This window comes from Sphingobacterium corticis (assembly GCF_042684745.1).
GTDB classification, from domain to species: Bacteria; Bacteroidota; Bacteroidia; order Sphingobacteriales; family Sphingobacteriaceae; genus Sphingobacterium; species Sphingobacterium corticis.
Window position 1 is genome coordinate 91,385 of record NZ_JBHUMA010000007.1, and the last position, 23,917, is coordinate 115,301.

Annotated in this window: 18 protein-coding genes; 5 read left to right on the forward strand and 13 right to left on the reverse strand. The window is 42.3% G+C overall.

Translation table 11 applies throughout. The features are described 5' to 3' along the window. Nucleotides 1–1,081 precede the first annotated feature (1,081 nt). The 3 genes from ACFSQ3_RS13630 to pgi all read right to left on the reverse strand — a co-directional run bounded on the left by ACFSQ3_RS13630 (nucleotide 1,082) and on the right by pgi (nucleotide 6,823). Nucleotides 1,082–3,202, reverse strand: coding sequence for a carboxy terminal-processing peptidase (locus ACFSQ3_RS13630; RefSeq protein WP_380870116.1), 2,121 nt, complete (start codon nucleotides 3,200–3,202; stop codon nucleotides 1,082–1,084). Nucleotides 3,203–3,447: 245 nt separating this feature from the next. Beyond that, nucleotides 3,448–5,055, reverse strand: a complete 1,608-nt coding sequence (locus ACFSQ3_RS13635; RefSeq protein ID WP_380870117.1) for a M20/M25/M40 family metallo-hydrolase — start codon at nucleotides 5,053–5,055, stop codon at nucleotides 3,448–3,450. Nucleotides 5,056–5,176: 121 nt separating this feature from the next. After that, the gene (gene pgi / locus ACFSQ3_RS13640; protein WP_380870118.1) at nucleotides 5,177–6,823 is read right to left on the reverse strand and encodes a glucose-6-phosphate isomerase; all 1,647 of its coding nucleotides are present in this window, start codon (nucleotides 6,821–6,823) and stop codon (nucleotides 5,177–5,179) included. A gap of 140 nt (nucleotides 6,824–6,963) precedes the next feature. On the opposite strand from pgi, the gene prfB reads away from it, so the two are divergent. After that, nucleotides 6,964–8,047, forward strand: a protein-coding gene (prfB, locus tag ACFSQ3_RS13645) for a peptide chain release factor 2 (protein WP_380870119.1) whose coding sequence is annotated in 2 segments (ribosomal slippage) — nucleotides 6,964–7,023 and nucleotides 7,025–8,047 — 1,083 coding nt in all. Because the reading frame shifts where the segments join, the coding sequence is not laid out codon by codon here. Between the two features lie 77 nt (nucleotides 8,048–8,124). Here the strand turns inward: prfB and ACFSQ3_RS13650 are convergent. From ACFSQ3_RS13650 to ACFSQ3_RS13670, 5 genes are all read right to left on the reverse strand, one after another. Then, a complete protein-coding gene (locus ACFSQ3_RS13650) occupies nucleotides 8,125–9,915 on the reverse strand; it encodes an acyl-CoA dehydrogenase family protein (RefSeq protein WP_380870120.1) in 1,791 nt (596 codons plus the stop codon). A gap of 23 nt (nucleotides 9,916–9,938) precedes the next feature. Further along, a complete protein-coding gene (locus tag ACFSQ3_RS13655) occupies nucleotides 9,939–11,111 on the reverse strand; it encodes an acetyl-CoA C-acyltransferase (protein WP_380870121.1) in 1,173 nt (390 codons plus the stop codon). 27 nt (nucleotides 11,112–11,138) lie between these two features. Beyond that, a complete protein-coding gene (locus tag ACFSQ3_RS13660) occupies nucleotides 11,139–11,498 on the reverse strand; it encodes a four helix bundle protein (RefSeq protein ID WP_380870122.1) in 360 nt (119 codons plus the stop codon). 34 nt (nucleotides 11,499–11,532) lie between these two features. After that, nucleotides 11,533–13,959: a 3-hydroxyacyl-CoA dehydrogenase/enoyl-CoA hydratase family protein gene (locus ACFSQ3_RS13665; protein WP_380870123.1), complete on the reverse strand. Its 2,427-nt coding sequence runs from the start codon at nucleotides 13,957–13,959 to the stop codon at nucleotides 11,533–11,535. A 266-nt stretch (nucleotides 13,960–14,225) separates the two neighbouring features. Next, nucleotides 14,226–14,672, reverse strand: coding sequence for a MarR family winged helix-turn-helix transcriptional regulator (locus tag ACFSQ3_RS13670; RefSeq protein WP_380870124.1), 447 nt, complete (start codon nucleotides 14,670–14,672; stop codon nucleotides 14,226–14,228). A gap of 151 nt (nucleotides 14,673–14,823) precedes the next feature. Between ACFSQ3_RS13670 and ACFSQ3_RS13675 the strand changes: the two genes are divergently transcribed. Beyond that, nucleotides 14,824–15,786, forward strand: coding sequence for an isopenicillin N synthase family dioxygenase (locus ACFSQ3_RS13675; RefSeq protein ID WP_380870125.1), 963 nt, complete (start codon nucleotides 14,824–14,826; stop codon nucleotides 15,784–15,786). A gap of 481 nt (nucleotides 15,787–16,267) precedes the next feature. On the opposite strand, the gene ACFSQ3_RS13680 is transcribed toward ACFSQ3_RS13675, so the two are convergent. Together ACFSQ3_RS13680 and ACFSQ3_RS13685 are read right to left on the reverse strand one after the other, a co-directional pair. Continuing rightward, nucleotides 16,268–16,633, reverse strand: coding sequence for an MmcQ/YjbR family DNA-binding protein (locus ACFSQ3_RS13680; protein ID WP_380870126.1), 366 nt, complete (start codon nucleotides 16,631–16,633; stop codon nucleotides 16,268–16,270). A gap of 6 nt (nucleotides 16,634–16,639) precedes the next feature. Then, nucleotides 16,640–17,191 (reverse strand): thioredoxin family protein, encoded by a 552-nt coding sequence (locus tag ACFSQ3_RS13685; protein ID WP_380870127.1) that lies wholly within the window; start codon nucleotides 17,189–17,191, stop codon nucleotides 16,640–16,642. A gap of 235 nt (nucleotides 17,192–17,426) precedes the next feature. On the opposite strand from ACFSQ3_RS13685, the gene dnaK reads away from it, so the two are divergent. The 3 genes from dnaK (at nucleotide 17,427) to ACFSQ3_RS13700 (ending at nucleotide 21,643) form a co-directional block, all read left to right on the forward strand. Continuing rightward, a complete protein-coding gene (gene dnaK, locus ACFSQ3_RS13690; protein WP_380870128.1) occupies nucleotides 17,427–19,331 on the forward strand; it encodes a molecular chaperone DnaK in 1,905 nt (634 codons plus the stop codon). A 160-nt stretch (nucleotides 19,332–19,491) separates the two neighbouring features. Next, on the forward strand, nucleotides 19,492–20,208 hold the full coding sequence (locus ACFSQ3_RS13695) for a hypothetical protein (protein WP_380870129.1): 717 nt from the start codon (nucleotides 19,492–19,494) through the stop codon (nucleotides 20,206–20,208). 295 nt (nucleotides 20,209–20,503) lie between these two features. Further along, nucleotides 20,504–21,643, forward strand: a complete 1,140-nt coding sequence (locus tag ACFSQ3_RS13700) for a BamA/TamA family outer membrane protein (RefSeq protein WP_380870130.1) — start codon at nucleotides 20,504–20,506, stop codon at nucleotides 21,641–21,643. An 18-nt stretch (nucleotides 21,644–21,661) separates the two neighbouring features. Here ACFSQ3_RS13700 and ACFSQ3_RS13705 read toward each other — a convergent pair whose 3' ends face one another. From ACFSQ3_RS13705 to ACFSQ3_RS13715, 3 genes are all read right to left on the reverse strand, one after another. After that, nucleotides 21,662–22,723, reverse strand: a complete 1,062-nt coding sequence (locus ACFSQ3_RS13705; protein WP_380870131.1) for an AI-2E family transporter — start codon at nucleotides 22,721–22,723, stop codon at nucleotides 21,662–21,664. Then, nucleotides 22,723–22,953, reverse strand: a complete 231-nt coding sequence (locus tag ACFSQ3_RS13710) for a 4a-hydroxytetrahydrobiopterin dehydratase (protein WP_380870132.1) — start codon at nucleotides 22,951–22,953, stop codon at nucleotides 22,723–22,725. Before ACFSQ3_RS13710 ends, ACFSQ3_RS13705 begins: the two co-directional genes overlap by 1 nt. Nucleotides 22,954–23,041: 88 nt before the next feature. Further along, nucleotides 23,042–23,602 (reverse strand): biliverdin-producing heme oxygenase, encoded by a 561-nt coding sequence (locus tag ACFSQ3_RS13715; RefSeq protein WP_380870133.1) that lies wholly within the window; start codon nucleotides 23,600–23,602, stop codon nucleotides 23,042–23,044. Nucleotides 23,603–23,917: the final 315 nt, after the last annotated feature.

Sequence of the window (23,917 nt, forward strand, 5' to 3'; positions counted from 1 at the left end):
GCCGCGCAGGCTTTTACTTTTTAAGGAAGTTCATAAAAGCTAGCGTTGGAAGATTGCTTCACCACTCGTTCCTCGGGTTCGTACCAACGAAAATCTGATTGTGATACCAAGCTCCGCCGTCATCGCGCGGAGGTATGACAAAGCAGTTTTAAAATTATGCACTCGAGCCGTGCAGGCTCATACTTTTTTGAGAAAAAAGTATGCAAAACCACGGAGTGCTCAGCGAAGCTAAACTCGCCGCTGACCGTATTGGCACAACGTTCGTGCATCCCTATGCTATTGCCAATCCGCTGAGGTGGCAATTTCCGAAGATGGATCGGATGGGTGATAAGTTCAAGTTCAATATGAGAATCTGTGGTCATGTGAGATTGGTTCTCCGCTCGTTTCTCGGGTTCGCCAAGACGCTTTTCTTGCTTAGGTAAAGTTTTTTTCGAACACCAACTTCCTAGGACTTTAAAACCGACCTAGCGTTCCGTTTGCGTCGTCCGATCGAAAGTCAATCCGTTAAGAACAAAAGTTTGTTTGAGCGTAGCGAGTTTACTTTTGTTTAGGATTGGTGAGGAAGGATAGCGATGAGGAATGCAGTCTTGATTTTTATGAACTTTTTATCAAGAAAAAGTTCGAAGAAAAATTCGTGGATCCCGGTGCTAATGCCAATCCGCTGAGGCGGCAATTTTCGAAGATGGATAGTTTTGTCTATAAAGTTAAATATTTTAAAGCGAGCCTAACCCGACCTGACGTTCCGGCTGCGGCGATCTAGACGAAAGTAAATCCGTTAAGAACAAAAATCGGATTGTGATACCAAGCAATGCCATCGTCGCGCGGAGGTACGACAAAGCGATCTTTCAACCATACATATATTCTGAATATCAGCGTTAAAAACTTATCACATTAGATTGCTTCACCGCTTGTTCCTCGGGTTCGGAAAGACGGCAAATTTTAGTAATTACAAACCAACCCATCTTTCCTTTCCAATCGTCCAACAATTCTAGACGAAAACAAATCCTTAACATAAAAAAGGCCGATTTACTTCAAACTGAGTAAATCGGCCTTTTCGCATTCCTAATGCGATTATACTTTATTAACGCTTCATACGGATGAAGTCTGTCATTACTGTTAAGCTTTCATCCAAGATGAAGTCAAACTCATTCTGAGGTTGCGGTTTTCCTTCTTCCCACAACGGCATACCTAAGAACTTACGTTGCTCGTTGATGCGATCGCGGTTTTCCTTGCGAAATTTATCGCGTTCTGCTTTCAATTTCACTTCGTTTAAACTCACTTTCGGAATAGAATCTTCCTCATTGAATTTCCTAATATCTTCTAATAAGAAGCCATAAGCTGGCGATTTCTTAATGCGTTTTTCATGCTTCTCTTTCAACGTTTTGCTTACATCATTCAAATCAGCCACGCGTTTGAACGACGCCGGTTTAATGGAATCCCAAGGTAACGCTGATTTCTCGGAGCTTTCACCAAATTTATCTGCTGAAAATTGAGATGGAAATTCCACATCAGCTTCCACACCACGGTGCTGTGTACTGCTTCCGCTCACACGGTAATACATGCCCATTGTAACGTTAATTTGTCCGAACTCAGGAGCGCCAGCAGGGACGTTCTCATTTTTCTTTACATCTTCATTTGCTTCCGAAGCCTTCAACAATAATCGGCTGGTAGTACTAATGAAACGCGACATATCTAAAGCCGATTGTACAGTTCCTTTACCAAAGGTCGTTGAACCAAGGATTAAACCGCGACCATAATCTTGAATCGCTCCAGCGAAGATTTCCGAAGCAGATGCCGAGAATCTGTTTACCATTACGCCGAGCGGCCCATCCCATGCAACGCCCGCATCGCGGTCGCTATTGATTTCCACACGGTTGCGCACATCTTTCACTTGCACTACAGGACCTTGATCGATAAACAATCCGGTAAGTTCGATCGCTTCTTGCAAAGAACCACCGCCATTATTTCTCAAATCCAAAACAACGGCTTGAACATCCTTTTGCTTCAAGGTATCCAAAATGTAGCGGATATCGCGTGTTGCGCTTTTATAATTCGGATCACGACGACGAACCGCATCAAAATCGATGTAGAACTTAGGCAAGCTAATTACGCCAACTTTGTAGTTCGCACCATCATCGCCTTTAACATCCTTGATTTCGTATTTCGCAGAACCTTCCGCAAGAACAATTTTATCACGCGTCAACTCGATTACTTTCGGTTGCGAAGTCATATCCTGACCTGCCGGGATAATACGCAAACGTACTTTTGTTCCTTTTGGACCTTTGATTTTCGATACCGCAGCATCTAAACGCCAACCTACGATATCTTCGAATTCACCATCACCTTGCGCGACACCGATAATACGATCATTCACTTTTAAGCGCTTATCCTTGAATGCTGGACCGCCAGCAACGATATCCGTAATTTTCACTGTCTCATTTTCCAACATTAGCTGTGCACCGATTCCTTCTAACGTATTGGACATGCTTTCGTTGAAAGCTTGCGCAAAGAATGGATTGTAATACGTGGTATGAGGATCGACCGCATCCGTTAGCGATCCCATAACAACTTGAAATACCTCGTTAGCATCAATCTTCTTCGCCTGAGAAATCAAGTTTTTATAACGAGAACGCAATACATCTTTGTGTTTTTCCATGCTGGTTGTATCGCTTCCGATCAACTTTAGGTTCAACAAATCATATTTCACACGCTTACGCCATTGATCGTTCAATTCGTCTTTCGTTTTGAACCATCCTAATTTCTCGCGATTGTTGATGTATTCTTCATCCTTCGTAAAATCATGTTCTACGTCCACCTGAGACAGTGCATATTCCATGCTCTCAATGTAACGCTTCGCATATTGATTGAACATATAGAAAGGAGCCGACAAATCACCTTCTCTGAAATCTTGGCTAATGGAATTGCGATATTGTTCGAAATCGTCGATATCGGATTGCAATAAATACACTTTCCCCATATCCACACTGTTCAATAAGTTGGTGAAAACAATATTGGATATCGAATCACCCATTGCTACTTTCTTATAGCTGATGTTCTCTAAAATATTGGCCACCTCTTTCGCAATGACTTCATGCTGAGCGGAAGGTTTTAACGTTTCCTCCTCTTTCAGACTTACTCTCGGTTTCGATCCACAGGCCAACACGGACACCAACATCAACGAAACTAACAACTGTTTAAACATATATACTGTCTGATTAAAATGTATCATTTTAAGAATTAAATTCCGGCTCAAATTGTATTATAAAACTAATTCGCCTGCGTAAATTTAAAGAATTATCGATCAAGTAATCGTTCTTTTAAGATTTATTAACGAATTGTCGTCCGGTACTGTTTTGCCGATCAATAGCTGTTGGCAACGCGGTGATGTTATAGCAACAAGACTGCACCTAAATGGAACAGTCTTGCTTATAAAAAGTTTTAGATCAATTAATATCCAACACCTGTGCGGCGTGGCTGACGAATAGCTGGCCAAGCATTTGGCTGTCCGTTTCTACCTTCCGGCATCACGCGTCGCTCGCGATTTACCAGCTCCGGCTCTTCGGACGCTTTGTAAGCCATCGTCGCTGTTAAGATCACGTTGCTTCGCAAATCATCAAATACCAATTTATCGTAGGTATCCAGATTTGTATGCCAAGTGATGCTGAAATATCCCCAAGAAAGGGAGCTTAACATAAACGCCGGGATACCAGCTGCAACGAAGGAAGCATGATCTGACCCACCACCACCCGGTGTCCCCGGAAAGCTTGTTTTAATTTCTTTCGTGATATTGTTTGGCACAGCAGACAACCATCTTCCGATGTAATCATACGAGTGAACAAAACCAGAACCGTCAATATTAACAACCCGACCAGTTCCGTTATCTAAGTTGAATACGGCTTGCGTTTTCTCGACAATTTCCGGGTTATCGATTACGAATGCACGAGAACCGTTTAACCCCTGTTCCTCGCTTCCCCATAAACCAATCAGGATGGTACGTTTAGGATTCGGCAAAATCTTTTTTAACACACGCGCTACTTCCATCATCGTAATTGTTCCTGTTCCATTATCCGTCGCGCCGGATCCGCCTTCCCAAGAATCCAAGTGCGCAGAAAGAATTACATATTCATCCGGAAACTCCGTTCCTTTTATCTCTGCAATTGTATTGAAAGAAGGAACGACGCCCAATGATTTGGAAGAAGTTTCTACTTGAATACGCGGTTTATGTCCTTTCTCGGCAAGACGATGTAAAATACCATAATCTTCTAAAGATATATCTAAAGAAGGAACAGATTTCGAACGCGCACCGAAGATCTTGTTTGCACCAAACTCATATGACCAGTAGCTCGTCAAAATACCTACAGCTCCAGCGTCTTCTAAAATCGATGGTAGAGAATTTGCGGAAAACCCGGTCTTCGACACATTTGCGTTCCAAATGGAAGTTAGGGAATCGCGTTGCGCATTCATCCTTGTTATAGATTCCGGCGTCCCGTATTCCTTCCAATTATAATCCGGACGACCGGTGAGCTGAGGTTGCGAAATCATTACATATTTGCCCTTGACGGACGGCAACCATTTTCTAAAATCCAAAGAATCTTTCCATTGCGGCATAGTGACCACTTCCCCTTCAATCGCTTTTCCATTGGTACTTGGGCTCCACGCCAACTGCGTCCCGGCTAACGTTTTCACACGCGGATGCACCATGTCGATATGTGAAATGCCACGCTCCCAACCATGCCACTCCCCAAATTGCTGCTTTTCCGCACTTAATCCCCAGCTCTTAAATTTCTCCAAAGCCCAATCATTCGCTCTCGTCATTTGCGGCGTACCTACCAAACGCGGTCCGACTACGTCTAACAACTCGAAAGCAAGATCTTCTAATTGTGAATTATTATTGGCTTCTCCGACAATTTGCTGGATGACTGGGTCGGTGATCGGAACTTCCGCTTGAGCTCTGCCGCGTTGCGCGTACAATGCGGGAATCGTCGCCAACCAAACGGCGCTCGCTAAGAAAAAACTAGTTTTACGGTTTAACATCGACCTTTTCGAGTTATTCATAAGGATAATTATTAAGGTTAAAAAGCAACAAACTCATGATTATCTCATGAGTTTGTGCTAAAAGTCGGAAATCGTGACCAGAAAAAAGCCATTGTTTCCTATTTTTTACAATTATTATTGCTTATCGCCAGCTTTTGTATTGATTAATCAATCCATTTGTGGAACTATCATGCGAAGTAACGGCTTCATTACCTTCTAATTCGGGCAAAATCTGGTTTGCTAATTGCTTCCCTAACTCTACGCCCCACTGGTCGAAAGAAAAGATGTTCCAGATAACACCTTGAACAAAAATTTTATGCTCGTAAAGTGCGATCAACGATCCTAATGTATGAGGCGTAATCTTTTTCACTAAGAACGAGTTACTTGGACGGTTTCCTTCGAAAATTTTAAATGCTTTTAGCTTTTCGATTTCTTCGGCTGATTTACCCGCTTTCTGCAACTCCGCAACAACGACATCCTCTTCCTTACCGTTCATTAACGCTTCGGTTTGCGCAAAGAAATTCGACAACAATAACGTATGATGGTTGCCGATTGGATTATGAGATATCGCTGGCGCGATGAAATCACAAGGAATTAACTTCGTTCCTTGATGGATCAATTGATAAAATGCGTGCTGTCCATTTGTTCCAGGTTCCCCCCAAATGATAGGTCCGGTTTCATATTCTACACGATTACCGTTTCTGTCCACATATTTCCCATTACTTTCCATATCTCCTTGTTGGAAATATGCTGCAAAGCGATGTAAATATTGATCATAAGGCAAAATAGCATGGCTTTCGGACTGGAAGAAATTGTTGTACCAAACACCCAACAAACCTAAAATGACCGGGATATTTTCTTCAAAATCGGCTCCTTTAAAATGTTGATCTACTTCGTGTGCTCCAGCCAATAATTCTTCGAAATTATCGTATCCTATGCTCAACGCGATGGACAATCCGATCGCCGACCACAATGAATAGCGGCCACCAACCCAATCCCAGAACTCAAACATATTGTCAGTATCAATTCCAAAAGCAGCCACCGCTTCCGCATTAGTACTCAACGCAGCAAAATGTTTCGCAACATCCTCTTGCGAAGCACCGGCCGCCAAAAACCAATCCTTCGCCGAATTGGCATTCGCCATCGTTTCTTGCGTAGTAAACGTTTTAGAAGCAATCAAAAACAAGGTTGTTTCCGGATCGACTTTCTTTAACGTTTCGGCGATATGCGTACCATCGACATTGGAAACAAAGTGTGCATTGATATGCGTTTTGTACGATTTCAACGCTTCCGTAACCATTACCGGACCTAAATCCGAACCACCGATTCCAATATTAACCACATCGGTAATAGCTTTTCCCGTAAATCCTTTCCAATTACCGGAATGAATTTCCTCACAGAAATTTTTCATTTGCGCCAATACCTGATTGACATCCGGCATCACGTCAGCACCGTTCACCAAAACGGGTTTATTGCTTCGATTCCTCAGCGCGGTATGCAAAACAGGACGGCCTTCGGTTTCATTAATAGCATCACCAGCAAACATGGATTTAATCGCCTCGTCCAATTTGCACTCGCGCGCAAGCTGTACTAATAAGGCCTTTGTTTCGTCGTTGATACGGTTTTTAGAGTAATCCAATAGAATATCACCTAAATACAAGGAAAACTTATCGAAGCGATCTTTGTCCGAGGTAAAAAGGTCTTTGAGGGTATATTTATTAATATCAATATAATGATCTACTAGATATTGATAGGCAGATGTCTTTGTAAAATCGATTTTGGGTAACATAAGTAAATTCATTTATAGCCAAACTTACGTAAAATTGAGCGAAAACACAGATCCCAATCCAGACATCTTACAGCATCAGGGTCTTTTGATTTTCGTGATGAAATGAACATCTTTGTACATTGCACAGCAATATAAAAACCATGACGAAAGAACAAATACAAGACTTGAGAGATCGTGTGACATCTCTGAGGAGGCATCTTTGACATTGATGTCCGAAAAAAATCCATAGAAGAAGAGACGGAAATCACCTTACGTCCCGATTTTTGGGATGATAGCAAGGCGGCGGAACGCGTTTTACTTTCCATCAAAAACACCAAAGTTTGGACGGATCAATTTGATGACGTTAATTCGGCAGTAGATGACACGGCGGTAATGTACGACTTTTTCCAAAGCGGCGATGCTAGTGATCAGGAGTTAGAAGAGCAATACCAGATTGCTCTGGCTGCTGTGGAAGAACTAGAATTCAAGAATATGCTGAGTGCGGAGGAGGATCAGCTTGATGCTATTCTGCAAATTACAGCTGGCGCTGGAGGAACGGAAAGTTGCGATTGGGCAGCGATGCTGATGCGCATGTACATTATGTGGGGCGAAAAACATGGCTGTAAGGTAACTGAGCAAGATTATCAGGCGGGCGATGTGGCCGGAATTAAATCCGTGACCTTACAATTCTCCGGTAATTTTGCTTACGGGTATTTGAAAGGAGAAAACGGGGTGCATCGCTTGGTGCGTATTTCACCGTTTGACTCCAATGCGAAGCGCCATACGTCCTTTGCTTCGGTGTATGTTTATCCGTTGGTAGATGATAATATTGAAATTGATGTGAAAGATTCCGAAATCGAATGGGATACCTTCCGAGCTGGAGGTGCCGGTGGACAGAACGTGAACAAAGTCGAAACAGCGGTTCGATTGCACCACAAACCAACGGGCATTATTATCAAAAATCAAGAAACACGTTCGCAATTACAGAATAAAGAGAACGCACTCCGTTTGCTCAAATCGCAATTGTACGAAATTGAAATGCGCAAGCGCGAGGAAGCTTCGGCAGCCATCGAAGGATCGAAGAAGAAAATTGAATGGGGATCGCAGATCAGAAACTACGTACTCCATCCGTATAAATTGATCAAAGATTTACGTACGGGAACAGAAACTTCGAATACACAAGCTGTATTGGATGGTGAGCTGGACGGATTCTTAAAATCTTATTTGATGGAATTTGGCGGATAAATAGACAATCTGTTTTACTGCATAATACAAAAGCCTGAGCGAATTGCTCAGGCTTTTATATTATAGAAATTGTCTAACTAAAACCCGTATTTATTATCATCGATTAATTTACGAGCGATACGTTGACGTGCTTCTTTCATATTGAATGGTTCAGCTTTCGTAAATCGGCGCAAACCAACCAACATCATGCGTAGCTCATCGCCTTCGGCGAATGAGTTTAATGCTTCCTTACCTGAGATTAATACTTTATCGAGCACTTCGTGCAAGTAAACGCGCGCCATATCCGTCGGCAACGCGGCCGCTTCTTCGCCTTTCGTATGATAAATCTTCTCTACGCGAAGCAAAGCGGATTCTGCGACGTAAACATTGCCAATAATATCCGCAATATTCATCAAGATTTCTTGCTCCTTCGCTAAAGACATCATCAGCTTTTGCACAGCCGCTCCGGCTACCAGCAATCCGGCCTTTTTCAAATTAGCGATTAGTTTTTTCTCTGCTGCAAATGGTGCATCGTCCTCGTCTCCGAAATCCGGAATTGCCATTAATTCATTCGCAACGGCAGTTGCTGGACCCATCAAATCCAATTCGCCTTTCATTGCCCGCTTCAACAACATATCGACTACCAAAAGACGATTCACCTCGTTTGTTCCTTCGAAAATTCGGTTAATCCGTGCATCACGGTAAGCGCGTTCCATTGGCGCATCGGCCGAATAGCCCATCCCGCCGTAGATTTGCACCCCTTCATCCACTACATAATCCAACATTTCCGAACACCAAACTTTGATAATGGCGCATTCGATGGCAAATTGTTCAACAGATTTCAATTTCGCTTTCGCTTCGTCCATGCCTTCGGCAATCAACGCATCATACGCATCATCAATATTTTGTCCGGCACGATACGCCGCACTTTCGTTGACATATAACCGTGTTGCCATTTCCGCCAATTTGTAGCGAATAGCGCCAAATTTAGAAATCGGCAAGTTGAATTGCACGCGCTCGTTCGCGTAACGAACAGCCGAATTGATAATGGAACGTGAAGATCCGATGGTTGCAGCACCTAATTTGATACGCCCGATATTCAGAATATTTACTGCAATCTTGAATCCATTCTCCCGATCGGATAGCATGTTTTCTACCGGCACGGCGCAATCGTTAAAGAACACCTGACGCGTGGATGAACCTTTGATTCCTAATTTATGTTCTTCAGGATTCATCGTGATTCCTCCAAAATCGCGTTCTACGATAAATGCTGTTAGGTTTTTGTCATCATCAATCTTGGCAAAAACGATGAATATATCCGCGAAACCACCGTTGGTGATCCACATTTTTTGTCCGTTAAGAATGTAATGTGTGCCTTCCGCGTTTAGTTTTGCTGAAGTACGTCCGGAATTTGCATCAGAACCGGAGTTCGGTTCAGTTAAACAATATGCCGCTTTCCATTCACCAGTTGTCAGCTTAGGAATGTACTTATCCTTTTGTGCATCGTTTCCGTAATACAAGATTGGCAAGGTTCCGATTCCGGTATGTGCTGAAAGCGCAACCGCAAAACTATGTCCACCACCCACCGCATCGGTTACTAGCATAGAAGTGTTGAAATTCTTTCCAAAACCACCATATTGCTCTGGGATAGATACGCCGAGCATACCCAATTCGCCAGCTTTATCTAACAAGCTTTCCATCAAACCTTCTTCTTGCTGATCGATGCGATCCAGATTATTTAATACTTCCGCATCCAAAAAATCTAAACAAGTTTGGCGAATCATTTTCGCTTCTTCGTCGAATTCTTCTGGGATGAAAACATCTTGATAGGAAGTTTCGCGAATCACAAATTCCCCACCTTTTATTGCTTTATTCGTGCTCATATTCATTTTGTTTACAACGGTTAATTTTACTACAGCATTTCGAAAATTCCGGCAGCACCTTGTCCGGTACCCACGCACATCGTCACCATTCCGTACTTTCCTTGGCGGCGTTTCAGCTCATGCATAACCTGTACGGTTAATTTCCCTCCAGTACAGCCCAGCGGATGCCCAAGCGCTATCGCTCCACCATTTACATTTAATTTGCTCGTATCTAAATCCAATTCGCGGATAATAGCCAACGACTGCGAAGCAAACGCTTCATTCAACTCAATCAAGTCGATATCTTGTTGTTTCAATCCTGCCATTTTCAACGCTTTCGGAATGGCTTCAATTGGTCCTATTCCCATAATGCGCGGCGGAACACCAGCGACACCGTAACTTACCAAACGAGCGATCGGCTCTACATTTAATTCTTTCAGCTTTGCTTCAGAAACAACTAAAACAAAGGCAGCTCCGTCCGAAGTTTGCGATGAATTTCCTGCCGTAACCACACCATCCGCGGCGAAGACCGGCTTCAGCTTGCTTAAAACTTCGATGGAAGTGTCCGCGCGCGGCCCTTCATCGGTATCCACTGTGTAATCTCGCGTCGCGATTTTATCGTCCTTCAAATATTTTTCGGTCACCTTGATCGGAACAATGCCGTCTTTTAAGTTCCCGTTTTTGATTGCTTCTACCGCTTTCTTATGGGATTCAAAAGCAAACTGATCCTGATCTTCGCGGGAAACTTTATATTCTTTCGCTACCGCTTCGGCCGTCAATCCCATACCCCAATACCAATCGGGATTTTCTTTGGCAACTTTCGGATTTGGAACCAATTTCCATCCGCCAAAAGGCATCCCCGACATCACCTCAACACCTCCAGCGATGATACAATCTGCCATTCCCGAACGGATTTTCGCTACCGCGGTCGCGATGGTATCCAATCCAGACGCGCAATAACGGTTTACCGTTACGCCCGGTACTTTGTCGGTTTTCAATCCCATCAGGGAAATCATACGACCAATATTTAAGCCTTGCTCGGCTTCCGGAGTCGCATTTCCGACGATAACGTCATCAATCTGCTCGACATTCAGGTTTGGAATCGTTGATACCATGTGCTGAATCACTTCGCTTGCTAATTCGTCTGCACGCATAAAGCGGAACACACCTCTGGGCGCTTTACCTACTGCTGTACGATAACCTGCTATAATATATGCTTCCATGTTTTTTTAGTATTTAGTAGTTAGATATCAGTATTTAGACTTTAATTTCTGTTGGAATACGTAACTGATCTTTTGAAGTTCAGCCAGCATTTCAAGCATTCGATTTAATTCCGATCCTGACAAATAACCTAAATTGTTTGATATTATTAATTGTGTCTCCACTTCGTACATAGATCCGTGCGCTATAGCAAGAAAGTGTAAAAATTCTTTGTCGGAATTTCTACCAGCTCCCTCCGCGATATTGGATGGAATAGAAACGGCGGCTCTATTTATCTGAGTGATTAGATTGAACTTTTCGCTTGTGGGAAACATCTTTGTAATCCTGTAAAGCTCAGAAACAACCTCAATACTCTTTTGCCATAGTTTTAATTCTCTGTATTGATGCACGGTCTAAATACTAAATACTCTCCATCTACTTAATCTAATTCCTCAATGGTTTCCCCTTGGTCAACATGTGCTGTATCCGCTCCAAAGTTTTGCGTTCCGCAGCCAATTCCAAGAATGCTTTTCGCTCAATATCTAATAAGTATTGTTCGGAAACTTCGGTCGGTGCGGACAAATCTCCGCCACACATTACCCAACCTAATTTCTCTGAAATCTTCTTGTCGTGCTCGGAGATGTAATTTCCGGCTTGCATCGAAGAAGCTCCGGCGTAAACAATGCCTAAACCTTGATTTCCCAACACCTTAATATCTTTCCGAGGTGCCGGTTGCACGTAACCTTCGTTCGCTAACTCCAATGCCTTCGCCTTGGCATCTGCCAACAAACGCTTCCGGTTCATCGTAATTGCATATTTACCTTTCTGCAAATAACCCAACTCGTATGCTTCTACAGCAGAAGTCGAAACCTTCGCTTGACCGACCGTTAGGAAACGCTCTTTTAAGGTATTCTGCACAATTTGGTCGTCTTTATATTCGTCAGAAGCGCGCAAGGCAAATTCTTTTGAACCGCCACCGCCAGGGATAACGCCAACGCCAAATTCCACCAAGCCCATATAGGTTTCGGCATGCAATTGCACAAAATCAGCGTGCATCGAGAATTCACAACCTCCGCCTAAAGTCAATTGGAAAGGCGCCACTACCACCGGAATCGACGAATAGCGCAAGCGCATGGCGGTATTTTGGAACATGCGAACCGCGATATTAAGTTCATCATAATCCTGCTCCACGGCCATCATAAAAATCATCCCGATATTGGCTCCAGCGGAGAAATTTTTTCCTTCGTTGGTAATTACTAATCCTCGATATTCTTTCTCGGCTAAATCGATCGCTTTATTAACTCCTTGAATAACATCGCCACCGATCGTATTCATTTTCGTGTGGAATTCGCAATTGATAATGCCATCACCCAAATCCGTAATCGTTACACCGGAATTCTTCCAAATGGTTTGCTTCTCGCGAATGTGATCTAATACGATAAGATCCTCCGCGCCTGGAATTGGTTTATAGGATTTTGCGGCGATATCGTAGAAATTCTTTACGCCATCAATAATTTTGTAGAAATGATCATGACCGGCATCTAACATTTCTTGCACCCAATCGGCTACCTTACCAGATTGTCCCGGAAGACGTTTTTCTTCACTTTTGATTTTTTCTATGGTTTCGCGAACGCCTAGAGCGTCCCAAACTTCAAATGGACCTAACTCCCATCCGAAACCTGCTCGCATGGCGTCGTCAATACGATAAAAATCGTCCGTAATTTCCGGAACACGATTCGAAACGTACTCAAAAAGTGGATAATGCATCGCGCGGAATAGTTCTGCGGCTTTATCCGTTCCTTGCTCATAAACCTTCATACGTTTACGGATGTCCTCCACAGGTTTCGTCGCTTCCAGTGTCGATGATTTCACTTTCTGCTGATCCGCATATTCTAAGGTCTTTAGGTTTAGCGATAGGATGTTGGAGTTCCCTTTATCATCCTTCACCTTTTTATAAAAACCTTGTTTAGTCTTTTCGCCCAACCATTTGTTTTCGGCCATTTTGCCAATGTACGCAGGCAATTCGAAGACACCTTTTGCTTCATCGTCCGGCGCATTTTCTTTCAATCCATTGGCCACATTCACCAACGTATCCAAACCAACGACATCCGCTGTGCGGAATGTTGCCGACTTTGGATGTCCCATTGCCGGACCCGTATATTTATCGACTTCTTCCACTGTCAAATCCATTTGCTCGACCAAATGCGTCAAAGCCAACATGGAATACACGCCGATTCGGTTTCCGATAAACGCCGGAGTATCTTTACATAATACCACCGTTTTACCCAACAACTTATCGCCGAAATATGTCAGGAAGTCGACAACTGCAGAATCTGTGTGTTTTGTAGGAATGATTTCGAAAAGCTCCAAGTAGCGCGGCGGATTAAAGAAATGCGTTCCGCAGAAATTCTTTTGAAAATCTTCGCTTCGGCCTTCCGCCATGAGGTTGATAGGAATTCCGGAAGTGTTTGAGGTAACCAACGTTCCGGGTTTGCGGTGTTTTTCGACTTGATCAAAAACAGATTTTTTGATATCCAAACGCTCCACAACGACTTCAATAATCCAATCGTACTGCGCGATATCTTTCATGTTATCGTCGAAGTTTCCAGTTTTGATACGATTAGCAAATCGCTTGCTGTAGATCGGAGAAGGATTGCTTTTCAGCGCCGTATCCAGCGAACTGTTTACGATGCGATTGCGAACTGCAGTGCTTTCGAAACTCAATCCCTTCGCTTCTTCCTGCGGGAGTAATTCTTTCGGAACGATATCCAAAAGGAGCACTTCCAAGCCGATGTTCGCAAAGTGACACGCGATTCTCGAGCCCATTACGCCCGAACCCAACACGGCTACTTTCTTGACATTTCTTTTCATATCTATCAATTTATTTCATGAGCTCGCTGGCTCGGTTTATCTTCGATGAGCTCGCAAGCTCGGTTTGACTTCTAATAGTGACGCGGAATATTTATTGGAGCGTTGTGAACGCAGAAAACAAATATTTCACGCGTGTATAAGTTTATCTTTTTATGGTTATCATCATCGGATATGATCTGAAAATCCAATTTCTTAATCTATCGCGAGAACGCTTTTTCAATTACTAGTTGTGCAATTCGGAGAACTAAAAACGGTATCCCAATTAATTAGCCCTCCATTTCCACTTTAGGATCGTACTTAGCGACCAACTCATTAATCTTGAGTAATGTTTTGATCAACTGCGAACGTTCCTTTGCGGTCAACTCATCATCCAAAAAATTATTGAACGCGCGAACCACATTTTTCGCAATGTTTCTTTTTTCTACGCCTAGCTCCGTCAAATACACTTTTACGGAGCGTTTATCCGTTGTACTTGCTTCTCTATAAATAAAGCCCAAACTTTCTAAATTGTTTAGAACGCGCGACAAACTGGTCGTTTTCACGCCCGTTGAATTAGCAATTTGAGAAACAGGCGTACCATCCCGATGGATATTGATCAAAATATATCCAGCAGCCTGGGTAAATCCATGCTGAGCAGCAATCTGGTTGTATTTATTCGCCAAATTCTGCCAACTGGCTTTCAAAAAATAGTCGATCGTGTTATCTTGACTCATAATTAGCTACCTGATTTACTATGCAAGCATAACAAATTTAATGGATGTTTGTTAGAAAGCAAAACTTTTATTTGGGATTTTTGTAAAAATTCATCCGGCATTTTACGCGATTTATACATTAACTTTGTCATCTATTATAGACATAAGTCGCATGGCAGAAATAAATATACCCAGACTAGATCTGTTGCAGTACACCGAAGGAGATGCAGCGCAACGTAAGCAGTTTTCGCAAGATATTGGGAAAGCCTTTAACGAAACTGGATTCGTTACTATTGCCAACCATGGATTGAGCCAATCACTAATCGACGAGCTTTATTCGGTAGTAAAAGCATTTTTCGAACTGCCGGAGGAGGTTAAAAACGCCTATCAGTTTCCAGAGCTAGCTGGTCAGCGTGGATACACATCCAAAGGTAAAGAGAAAGCGAAGGATGCAAATACGCCGGATTTGAAAGAGTTTTGGCAACGCGGACAAACTATTGTTGGCGAAGAATACAGCAAAGCTGATTTTCCAGATAATATTATTGTCCACGAATTACCTCGTTTCAACGAAGTGACTGCGGAAGTTTACAAAAAACTGGAAGATGCAGGACGTAACTTGCTGCAAGCAATTGCGGTTTATTTGGGATTACCGGAGAATTATTTTGAGCAATTTGTCATCAACGGCAACTCCATTTTACGCGCGATCCATTATTTTCCGATCGAAAATCCAGATGCTATTTCGCCCGACGCTGTACGTGCTGGCGCGCATGAGGATATTAACCTGATCACTTTGTTGATCGGTGCGAGTGCGGATGGGTTGGAAGTGTTGACGAAGGATAATACGTGGTTCCCAATCAAAGCGAAAGGTGAGGATATTGTAGTAAATGTTGGTGATATGTTGCAGCGGTTGACGAATAATAAATTGAAATCAACTACGCATCGCGTTGTCAATCCGCCACGCGAATTGATGAAAACATCGCGTTATTCCGTACCGTTCTTTTTGCACCCAAAAGCAAGCATGAGTTTAGCTAGTTTGGATGCTACGATTTCGGAGGAGTATCCAAAATTATATGAAGATTATACGGCTGGTCAGTATTTGGACGAGCGTTTGCGCGAAATTGGTTTGAAGATGTAACATGATTGAGCTTGCCCTTGAGCCGGGCAGGCTCATACTTTTTTGAGAAAAAAGTATGCAAAAACTCGCCGCTTACCGTATTGGCACAACGTTCGTGCATCCTTGTGCTATTGCCAATCCGCTCAGGCGGCATTGTGCGAAGATGGAAAGAGTATTGCTTCGATAAAGCTTTTCAAGCATAAAACTTTTTGGAAACGACATCCGTCCTAGCATTCCGGCTGCGGTCATCTGAACGAAAGCAAATCCGTTAAAAACAAAAGTCTGTTTGAGCGTAGCGAGTTTACTTTTGTTTAGGATTTCTTTCGAACGGATAGCAGTAAGGAATGCAGACTTGATTTTTGTAAAACTTTTTATCAAGAAAAAGTTTGAAATCAGATCACTTCATTCTCATTCCTAAGATTCGCCAGAACGAATCTCTTGCGTGAGAACATCATAAAACAAAACGTCTCGTATTTTATAAAACAAAACGCGGAATAACTAGTTACTCCGCGTTTTGTATTTCTGCTTGTTCTTTTTTTGTAAGCGATTTCCTCACCAAATCGTAGGAATGATCGATCAGTTCCTGCAGCTTATTATCGTCAAGTTCTCGATTAGCAAACACCGTATTCCAATGTTTCTTATTCATGTGATAACCTGGAAACACCGTTTGCGGATTTTCTTCACGTAGCTCCACTGCTCGCTCCAGATCGCATTTTACATTAAAACTTAGCGCTCCAATCTGATCCAATCCCACTAAAAGAAATATTTTCGATCCCACTTTAAACACCAACGTCTCCGGTCCGAAAGGCAATTGCTCGGACGCCGCTTGTTTTTGTATACAATACAGACGAAGTTGTTCAATATCCATAATCGCTTACGCTAACAAAGACAATAATTCTTGTTGGATGGCCACACCTTTATCGTCATTGTACCATTTCTGCAAAGCTTCTTTTATTTCCAGAAATTCTTTCCCTTCTGCTTTCATTTGCTCAAAAATAGCTTGAAGCGCAGCCGGACGAGGACCCCAAACTGCCTTATCGTGTCCAACATCGTTGCGGATAATGACTTTAGGAATGGATTTACCACCATTCGTCAGGTAATCATCAATTAAAAACGGTTCGGCATCACGAAGCTGAATATCAAGATCGATGTTAGGATTGTCTTTCACCATCATGTAAATCTGCGGAACAGAATGCGCCGCGTCGCCACACCAAGGCTCAGTAATCACGATCCAATGTTGCTCTTCCGTAATATTTTGCACATAACGTTTCATATCCTCACTAGGTTCGAAACGTTTAATCCAGCGGCTCATGCGCGTCCAATTCATTTTTGCGTATTGCAAATATTCTTCATTTTGGTAGCGCTCGTATTTCTCAGGCTGTGCTAATATATCACCGAAATACACCAGATACTCATCAAAAGTCATATTGAAAAAAGTTTGGCGCTAAATTACGGAATTTTATTCAGCTGCAACTGCATAATGCTGTGTCATAATTTTGCCAAACTTATGGATTTCCATATTGAAAAAATGACAGGATGTCACACGATCTTGACATAAATGAGACAGATTGCGAGTAAATGCAAGGAAAATTTGGCTTTACCAATATTGGCACAACGGTTGATAGAATCATGGAAATTGAGATAAGAAAACACAATAAGATATGTCAAAAATAATAGGTATAGATTTAGGAACCACGAACTCATGTGTTGCCGTAATGGAAGGTAACGAGCCCGTGGTGATTGCGAACAACGAAGGAAAGCGTACTACGCCATCTGTTGTTGCATTTGTTGAAGGTGGAGAGCGCAAAGTAGGAGATCCGGCGAAACGTCAAGCGATCACCAACCCGCACAAAACCATTTATTCCATTAAACGCTTTATGGGTACTTCTTTCGCAGAGTCGGAAAAAGAAGTTTCTCAAGTACCTTATAATGTAGTAAAAGGCGACAATAATACGCCACGTGTAGAAATCGACGATCGTAAATATACGCCACAAGAAATCTCTGCAATGATTTTGCAGAAAATGAAAAAAACGGCAGAAGATTATTTAGGTCAAGAAGTTTCTCGTGCGGTAATTACTGTTCCTGCTTACTTTAACGATGCGCAACGTCAAGCTACAAAAGAAGCTGGCGAGGTAGCTGGTTTGAAAGTAGAACGTATCATCAACGAGCCAACTGCTGCTGCTTTAGCGTACGGTTTGGATAAAGCAAACAAAGACATGAAAATCGTCGTGTTTGACTGTGGTGGTGGTACGCATGACGTTTCTGTTTTGGAATTAGGTGATGGTGTATTCGAAGTAAAATCAACCGACGGTGATACGCACTTAGGTGGTGATGACTTTGATAATGCGGTAATCAACTGGTTGGCATCTGAGTTCGCAAACGAAAACAATGGTTTCGACTTGAAAAAAGATGCAATGGCATTGCAACGTTTGAAAGAAGCTGCTGAGAAAGCGAAAGTAGAATTATCTTCTACTACTTCTACAGAAATCAACTTGCCTTACATCACTGCTGACGCGACAGGACCTAAGCACTTAGTGCGCAGCCTATCTCGTGCGAAATTCGAAAGCTTGGTAAGCGATTTAGTGAAACGTACTATCGATCCTTGTAGAACAGCATTGAAAAATGCGGGCTACAGCACATCAGACATTGACGAAATTATCTTGGTAGGTGGTTCTACACGTATCCCTGCTATCCAAGAAGCGGTGAAAGAATTTTTCGGAAAAGAGCCTTCTAAAGGTGTTAACCCGGATGAAGTTGTTGCTTTAGGAGCAGCTATCCAAGGTGGTGTATTGACTGGAGAAGTAAAAGACGTCTTGTTATTAGATGTTACGCCGCTTTCTTTAGGTATCGAAACAATGGGTGGTGTGATGACGAAATTGATCGAATCAAACACCACAATCCCAACGAAAAAATCAGAGGTATTCTCTACAGCGGCAGATAATCAGCCTTCGGTAGAAATCCACGTATTGCAAGGTGAACGCCCAATGGCTGCACAAAACCGCACATTAGGTCGTTTCCAATTGACAGATATTCCTCCTGCACCGCGCGGAATTCCTCAAATCGAGGTTATTTTCGACATCGATGCGAATGGTATCATCAAGGTATCCGCAAAAGACAAAGCAACTGGTAAAGAGCAAAATATTCGTATCGAAGCTTCTTCTGGTTTGAGCGATGAGGAAATCCAAAAAATGAAGCAAGAAGCGGAAGCAAATGCTGAAGCAGACAAAAAATTGAAAGAAGAAGTAGACAAAATCAATGCAGCGGATGCATTGGTATTCTCTACAGAAAAACAATTGACAGAATATGGCGACAAAATCCCTGCAGAGAAAAAATCTGCTATCGAAGCCGGATTAGAGAAATTGAAAACAGCACATGCTGCTCGCGATTTCGCTGCGATTGACACCGCTTCAGAAGAGCTTCAAGCTGCTTGGAATGCTGCTTCAGAAGATATGTACAAAGCATCTCAAGATGGTTCTGCACAAGGTGCGCCAGGCGATGCTGGACAAGATCAATCCGGAAACGGTGGCGACGATGTTCAAGACGTAGACTTCGAAGAAGTAAAATAATACATCTAGCATTCGCTTCGCGAATGTTTTTAAAAGGACTAGCGGTTTTTACCACTAGTCCTTTTTTTATTTTAGCAACTATGTTGCAATTCATGATTCGATATACTATATTTGCCACAATGTTGCAATAAATAAGCGTTCAACAATTAATAATATATACATGAAATCATTAAGACAAACCAAACTATTCAGTACGATCATCGCATTTAGCTTATTCGGCTTAACAATGACCTCTTGCAGTAACGACGATGATATCATAGAACCTGTAAAAGAAGGTATCCAACGTTCGGAAATTACTTTCACGCAAGTTACTGGAGCAGCTTATCCGCATGGCGACCACTTTCACGGCCTAGCAGATGCTAAAGACAGTACAGCTATCGTCGTTAAATTCGATGCTAATGGAGAAGCGACAGAAAATGGGCACTTGCATTTGGATGCAGAAGCTGTTTATCGATTAGATTTGAAAGCTTGGGATCACACGGGTCGTGAAGTAGCGGCAGATTTTATTGCGAACGAAACTACCGCAAATAACTATAAAGCATTTTTAATCGGTGGAGATTTTATCTTAAATCCGAACACCACCAACGAAACGGGCGCAATATTTCAGCCTCGTGAAACGGTGTACGGTGACGGCGTTGCGGTAACGGGAGCTGCAGGTGTTGGTACCACGGGCATTCTTTCTTACTTCAGTGCCGGCCACGACAATGCGGATAAATCTCGCGATGTTACGTTCGTGCTACGCAAATTGCAACCAGAAGTAAAAAGTAAAATCACACGTTTAGACTGGAACAAAAATGATTATGCCAATTTGTTTGCCGGAGAAAACGTATTGGAATTGAAATTTGAAATTCATGCGGAGCATGATCACAATCATTAATATATAGTAGAAAGCATTTAGTTAGTTGAAACGGGTAACCCTTAATTGGATTATCCGTTTTTTATGCTTTATTATCATGTTCAAACATCAAGAGTGTAAATCTTACGTAAACTTTGGCAGCAGGAGTTCCTTTCTGAAATAAAATAGCGATTTTTACAGCACTTTACTGTGTGAATTAATCCACTTCCACAGCAGTTAGGCACTCATATTGCAGTGTGAGATTCCATGGAGATAATTACATGTCGACGACATACCGATATCGGCAAGCAGTTTGAAAATTACCCAATCACAAAGTATGTTTAGATCATTTGTCCTGCTCCTATTTTTCTCAATTATTTTGAGCTCGACGAGTTACGGGCAAGGTTTTAAAAACGGATGGGTTTGGCGCTACGTAAATTCAGTCATCAACGATACGACCGACGCTGAAAAGGCCACTTTTACGGTATATCCCACTTTTGCGAATGCGCCAGAAACAGGTATTGAGCTGGGTGCATCAATCTTAAAACTTTATTACGCCAACGGCGATACGTTAAATCGTCTTAGCGAATTGCAAGCCTTTACATTCTTTACCTTCAAAGGCCAATATGGTATTCATCTTGAAAATGCGCTTTATGGAGATAAAGACAAATGGTTTTTCTTGGGAGAAACGAAAATCCAACGTTTTCCATTATCGTATTACGGCATTGGACCCAATACACCAAAAGAAAACCCAGCAACTGTCGACGCCTTTCAAATAACAGCCAAGCAACGCGTTTTAAGAAAAATTGCAAAGAACTTATTTGTCGGACCGGAGGTTGACTACCAGATGCTTTCGAGCGTTAACTTCAAGCAACCGGAAGAAGGAGAACCTTATCCATTACCTGCAGGCAGCGATGGCACGCACAACCTTGGATTTGGTGCCGGAATTGTTTACGACAATCGACACAATGTATTGAATGTTCGTGAAGGTTTGTTTGGAGAAATTGCCTACCTGAAAAACTTCAAAGGCTTTGCCAGCGAATATGATTTTGGAACCGTTAATTTAGATTTCAGATCGTATCACCGCGTACATAAAAATAATGTATTTGCCTGGCAAGTGCGTGGGCAGTTCGTTCATGGCGATCCGCCGTTTCATCAAATGGCGCTACTTGGTGGAGATCGCCTGATGCGTGGGTATTACTTGGGTCGATATCGTGATAAAAACATGCTTTCTGCACAAGCGGAATATCGTATTCTTCCTTTTAAGTTCAGCAAGCGCTTGGGCGCAGCCGTGTTTGGATCAATCGGTAACGTTGCTCCTGACCTTGGCGGTTTTCAAATGCGGAATACGCGTGTGGCTGGCGGTGTTGGACTTCGATTTTTATTGTTTCCTAAGAAAGATATTTACATTCGTTTTGATGTTGGTTTTACCAAAGAAGGTGCAAACTTATACATCTTTAATGGAGAAGCATTTTAGGGAAAGAAATCCTTTCTGCTAATCTCCAATGAGGTAACCATAAGGTTTTAAATCTTCTACTTGATCAAATATCACCTTGACGATTCCAAGGAGAGGAATAAACAAAATCATTCCAGCTGTGCCCCAAACTAAGCCTCCCAACAACAACACCATAATAGTAAAAAGGGGACCTAGTTGCACCTTCCCCCCGGTAATTTTTGGAGTTAATACATAGCTATCTAATTGTTGAGTAAGGGTAAAAAATACAGCAACAATGATAGGCACGCTTAGCGTATCGCGTGTGATGAGCACATAAAGCACCACAATACCACCACCCGCCACTGAACCAATGTAAGGAATTACATTAATTAGCGCTGCTACGATCGAAAAGAATAAAGCGTTTTCAATCCCGATTATCGTAAGTCCGATAAAATAGATAACAGAAAGTATTAGAACCACTAGAAATATACCAGCAACGTAACGACTGGACACCTGTGTAATCTTATTTACAATATCTTTGGTATGCCCAATTTCGTTATGACCAGCATATTTATCTACAATCTGCAACACGAAATTTTTGATCCGCCAACGGTAAATCAACATCAGGATTGTGTATACAGTGATAATAAGCAAATTCCCCAATACGGTAACGACAGAAAACAAAACGCCACCAAGCAATTTGCCCGCCGAACTAGACCAAGCGGAAACTTGCGTTTGTAAATATTCCTTTTGCTTGGCTATTGAGACATCAAAATGTTCGGAAACCAAGCTATGCCCCTGCGCGAATATAGCGCTAAACTTATCGCCGATAGCTTGCATTTCTGAACCTAAACCGATCAGTTCGTTAACGAGCAAGTAAAGCACACCAATGATAATTAAAAGTGTGGTTAGTACAGCTATCGCTGCTGCACCGCCTCGACCGATCTTCCAACTTTCTAGTTTCTTGCATACTGGCAGCAACAACATCGCCATCAGACCGCTCACCACAATAGGAACGAGAAAAGGTTTCGCGAAATATAAGATAGCGAATAACAAAACGATAAACAGAAGAACACGGTTGAATCCTCCAATAGCGACTAATTTATTTGCTGTCGACTTCATCACACCAATTTATTAATAGCTTCCGACAAGGCAATATCCTTATCCGTAACAGAGGATTCCGCATCATGTGTAGTCAACCAAATTTCTACCTTATTGAAAGTGTTTTTCCAAGTAGGATGATGATTTGCAGACTCCGCAAGCATCGCTACACGTGTCATAAACGCAAACGCTTGTGAGAAATCCGCGAATTTAGATTCGCGATATAGTTGATTATCTAGGTGCTTCCACATAGCTATAAATCTTATTAAATATTAGGTAAACGTATAGCTATAACATTCCTTTCAGCGCATTGTTTTTCGTCGAAACAGGCTTTGGAAATTAGCTGGATTTCGCGTTAAAAAGTTCTTCAAAACGGGCAAAGGTCTGGTTAGCAATTTCTGCCGCGCGTTCTTTATTGTCGGGAGTGGATTCCGCCACAGCATTAAGTGCCGCCACAAACTTTTGCCACATCGCCGCAGATTCATCGCCATAGCCGGAGAAAAAAGTAAAACCTTTGTCCATTCCATACTTCTTTAGCATCTGAACGATATAAGGTCCGCCCATAATCGACCCCTCCAAAACGTACAATGCGCTCAGCGCTTCCAACTTATTGTTGATCTGCGGCACAGATGCATTGGGATCCAATTCTGGTTGCACACCCAAGCTTTCGATATCCGCTTTAATGTATGATGAATTTCTTCGCTCGGCGTAGTCCGATAAAACATCATCCGCCATAAATGGTGCAATTGCGCGTTCTATGGAGGCAAAGTATATGTAAAATAGATTAAGTACTTCTGCGTAATCGGCTTCACTTCTTATTGCCTTCATCTGCCTAACTACTTTCCCTTCCAATGATTGATGCGCTTCTTTCGTGTGTTCTTTTATATATTCATTCAGCATGGCTATTCTCGTTTTTGTGTTATCACAAAATAGTATTTCTAATCGAATGAACCTTATTTAAACGTATAAAAAATACGAACGAAAAAATACCGGATTCAGAATAAAACATTTTGGCTTGTTTTTTGTAATTGAGAATGCGGCGCGTGTGATACCCAGCTACTTTAAGTAGGAATACGATTTAGCCTATGACACACAGCCCGCACTCATACAGTTTAATTTTGAACACAATGAATATCAGGAATTCGATCAGTCGGCAGCCTAAAGCAATCCGCGATATGATAGGAAACATTTCTATGCTTGTCCTAATCATATTTT

What these genes read in the sequence shown, in the direction of transcription:
- ACFSQ3_RS13630 (WP_380870116.1), bottom strand. Translation starts at nt 3,202, where the DNA reads ATGTTTAAACAGTTGTTAGTTTCGTTGATGTTGGTGTCCGTGTTGGCC.
- ACFSQ3_RS13635 (WP_380870117.1), bottom strand. Translation starts at nt 5,055, where the DNA reads ATGAATAACTCGAAAAGGTCGATGTTAAACCGTAAAACTAGTTTTTTC.
- pgi (WP_380870118.1), bottom strand. Translation starts at nt 6,823, where the DNA reads ATGTTACCCAAAATCGATTTTACAAAGACATCTGCCTATCAATATCTA.
- ACFSQ3_RS13650 (WP_380870120.1), bottom strand. Translation starts at nt 9,915, where the DNA reads ATGAATATGAGCACGAATAAAGCAATAAAAGGTGGGGAATTTGTGATT.
- ACFSQ3_RS13655 (WP_380870121.1), bottom strand. Translation starts at nt 11,111, where the DNA reads ATGGAAGCATATATTATAGCAGGTTATCGTACAGCAGTAGGTAAAGCG.
- ACFSQ3_RS13665 (WP_380870123.1), bottom strand. Translation starts at nt 13,959, where the DNA reads ATGAAAAGAAATGTCAAGAAAGTAGCCGTGTTGGGTTCGGGCGTAATG.
- ACFSQ3_RS13670 (WP_380870124.1), bottom strand. Translation starts at nt 14,672, where the DNA reads ATGAGTCAAGATAACACGATCGACTATTTTTTGAAAGCCAGTTGGCAG.
- ACFSQ3_RS13675 (WP_380870125.1), top strand. Translation starts at nt 14,824, where the DNA reads ATGGCAGAAATAAATATACCCAGACTAGATCTGTTGCAGTACACCGAA.
- ACFSQ3_RS13680 (WP_380870126.1), bottom strand. Translation starts at nt 16,633, where the DNA reads ATGGATATTGAACAACTTCGTCTGTATTGTATACAAAAACAAGCGGCG.
- ACFSQ3_RS13685 (WP_380870127.1), bottom strand. Translation starts at nt 17,191, where the DNA reads ATGACTTTTGATGAGTATCTGGTGTATTTCGGTGATATATTAGCACAG.
- dnaK (WP_380870128.1), top strand. Translation starts at nt 17,427, where the DNA reads ATGTCAAAAATAATAGGTATAGATTTAGGAACCACGAACTCATGTGTT.
- ACFSQ3_RS13695 (WP_380870129.1), top strand. Translation starts at nt 19,492, where the DNA reads ATGAAATCATTAAGACAAACCAAACTATTCAGTACGATCATCGCATTT.
- ACFSQ3_RS13700 (WP_380870130.1), top strand. Translation starts at nt 20,504, where the DNA reads ATGTTTAGATCATTTGTCCTGCTCCTATTTTTCTCAATTATTTTGAGC.
- ACFSQ3_RS13705 (WP_380870131.1), bottom strand. Translation starts at nt 22,723, where the DNA reads ATGAAGTCGACAGCAAATAAATTAGTCGCTATTGGAGGATTCAACCGT.
- ACFSQ3_RS13710 (WP_380870132.1), bottom strand. Translation starts at nt 22,953, where the DNA reads ATGTGGAAGCACCTAGATAATCAACTATATCGCGAATCTAAATTCGCG.
- ACFSQ3_RS13715 (WP_380870133.1), bottom strand. Translation starts at nt 23,602, where the DNA reads ATGCTGAATGAATATATAAAAGAACACACGAAAGAAGCGCATCAATCA.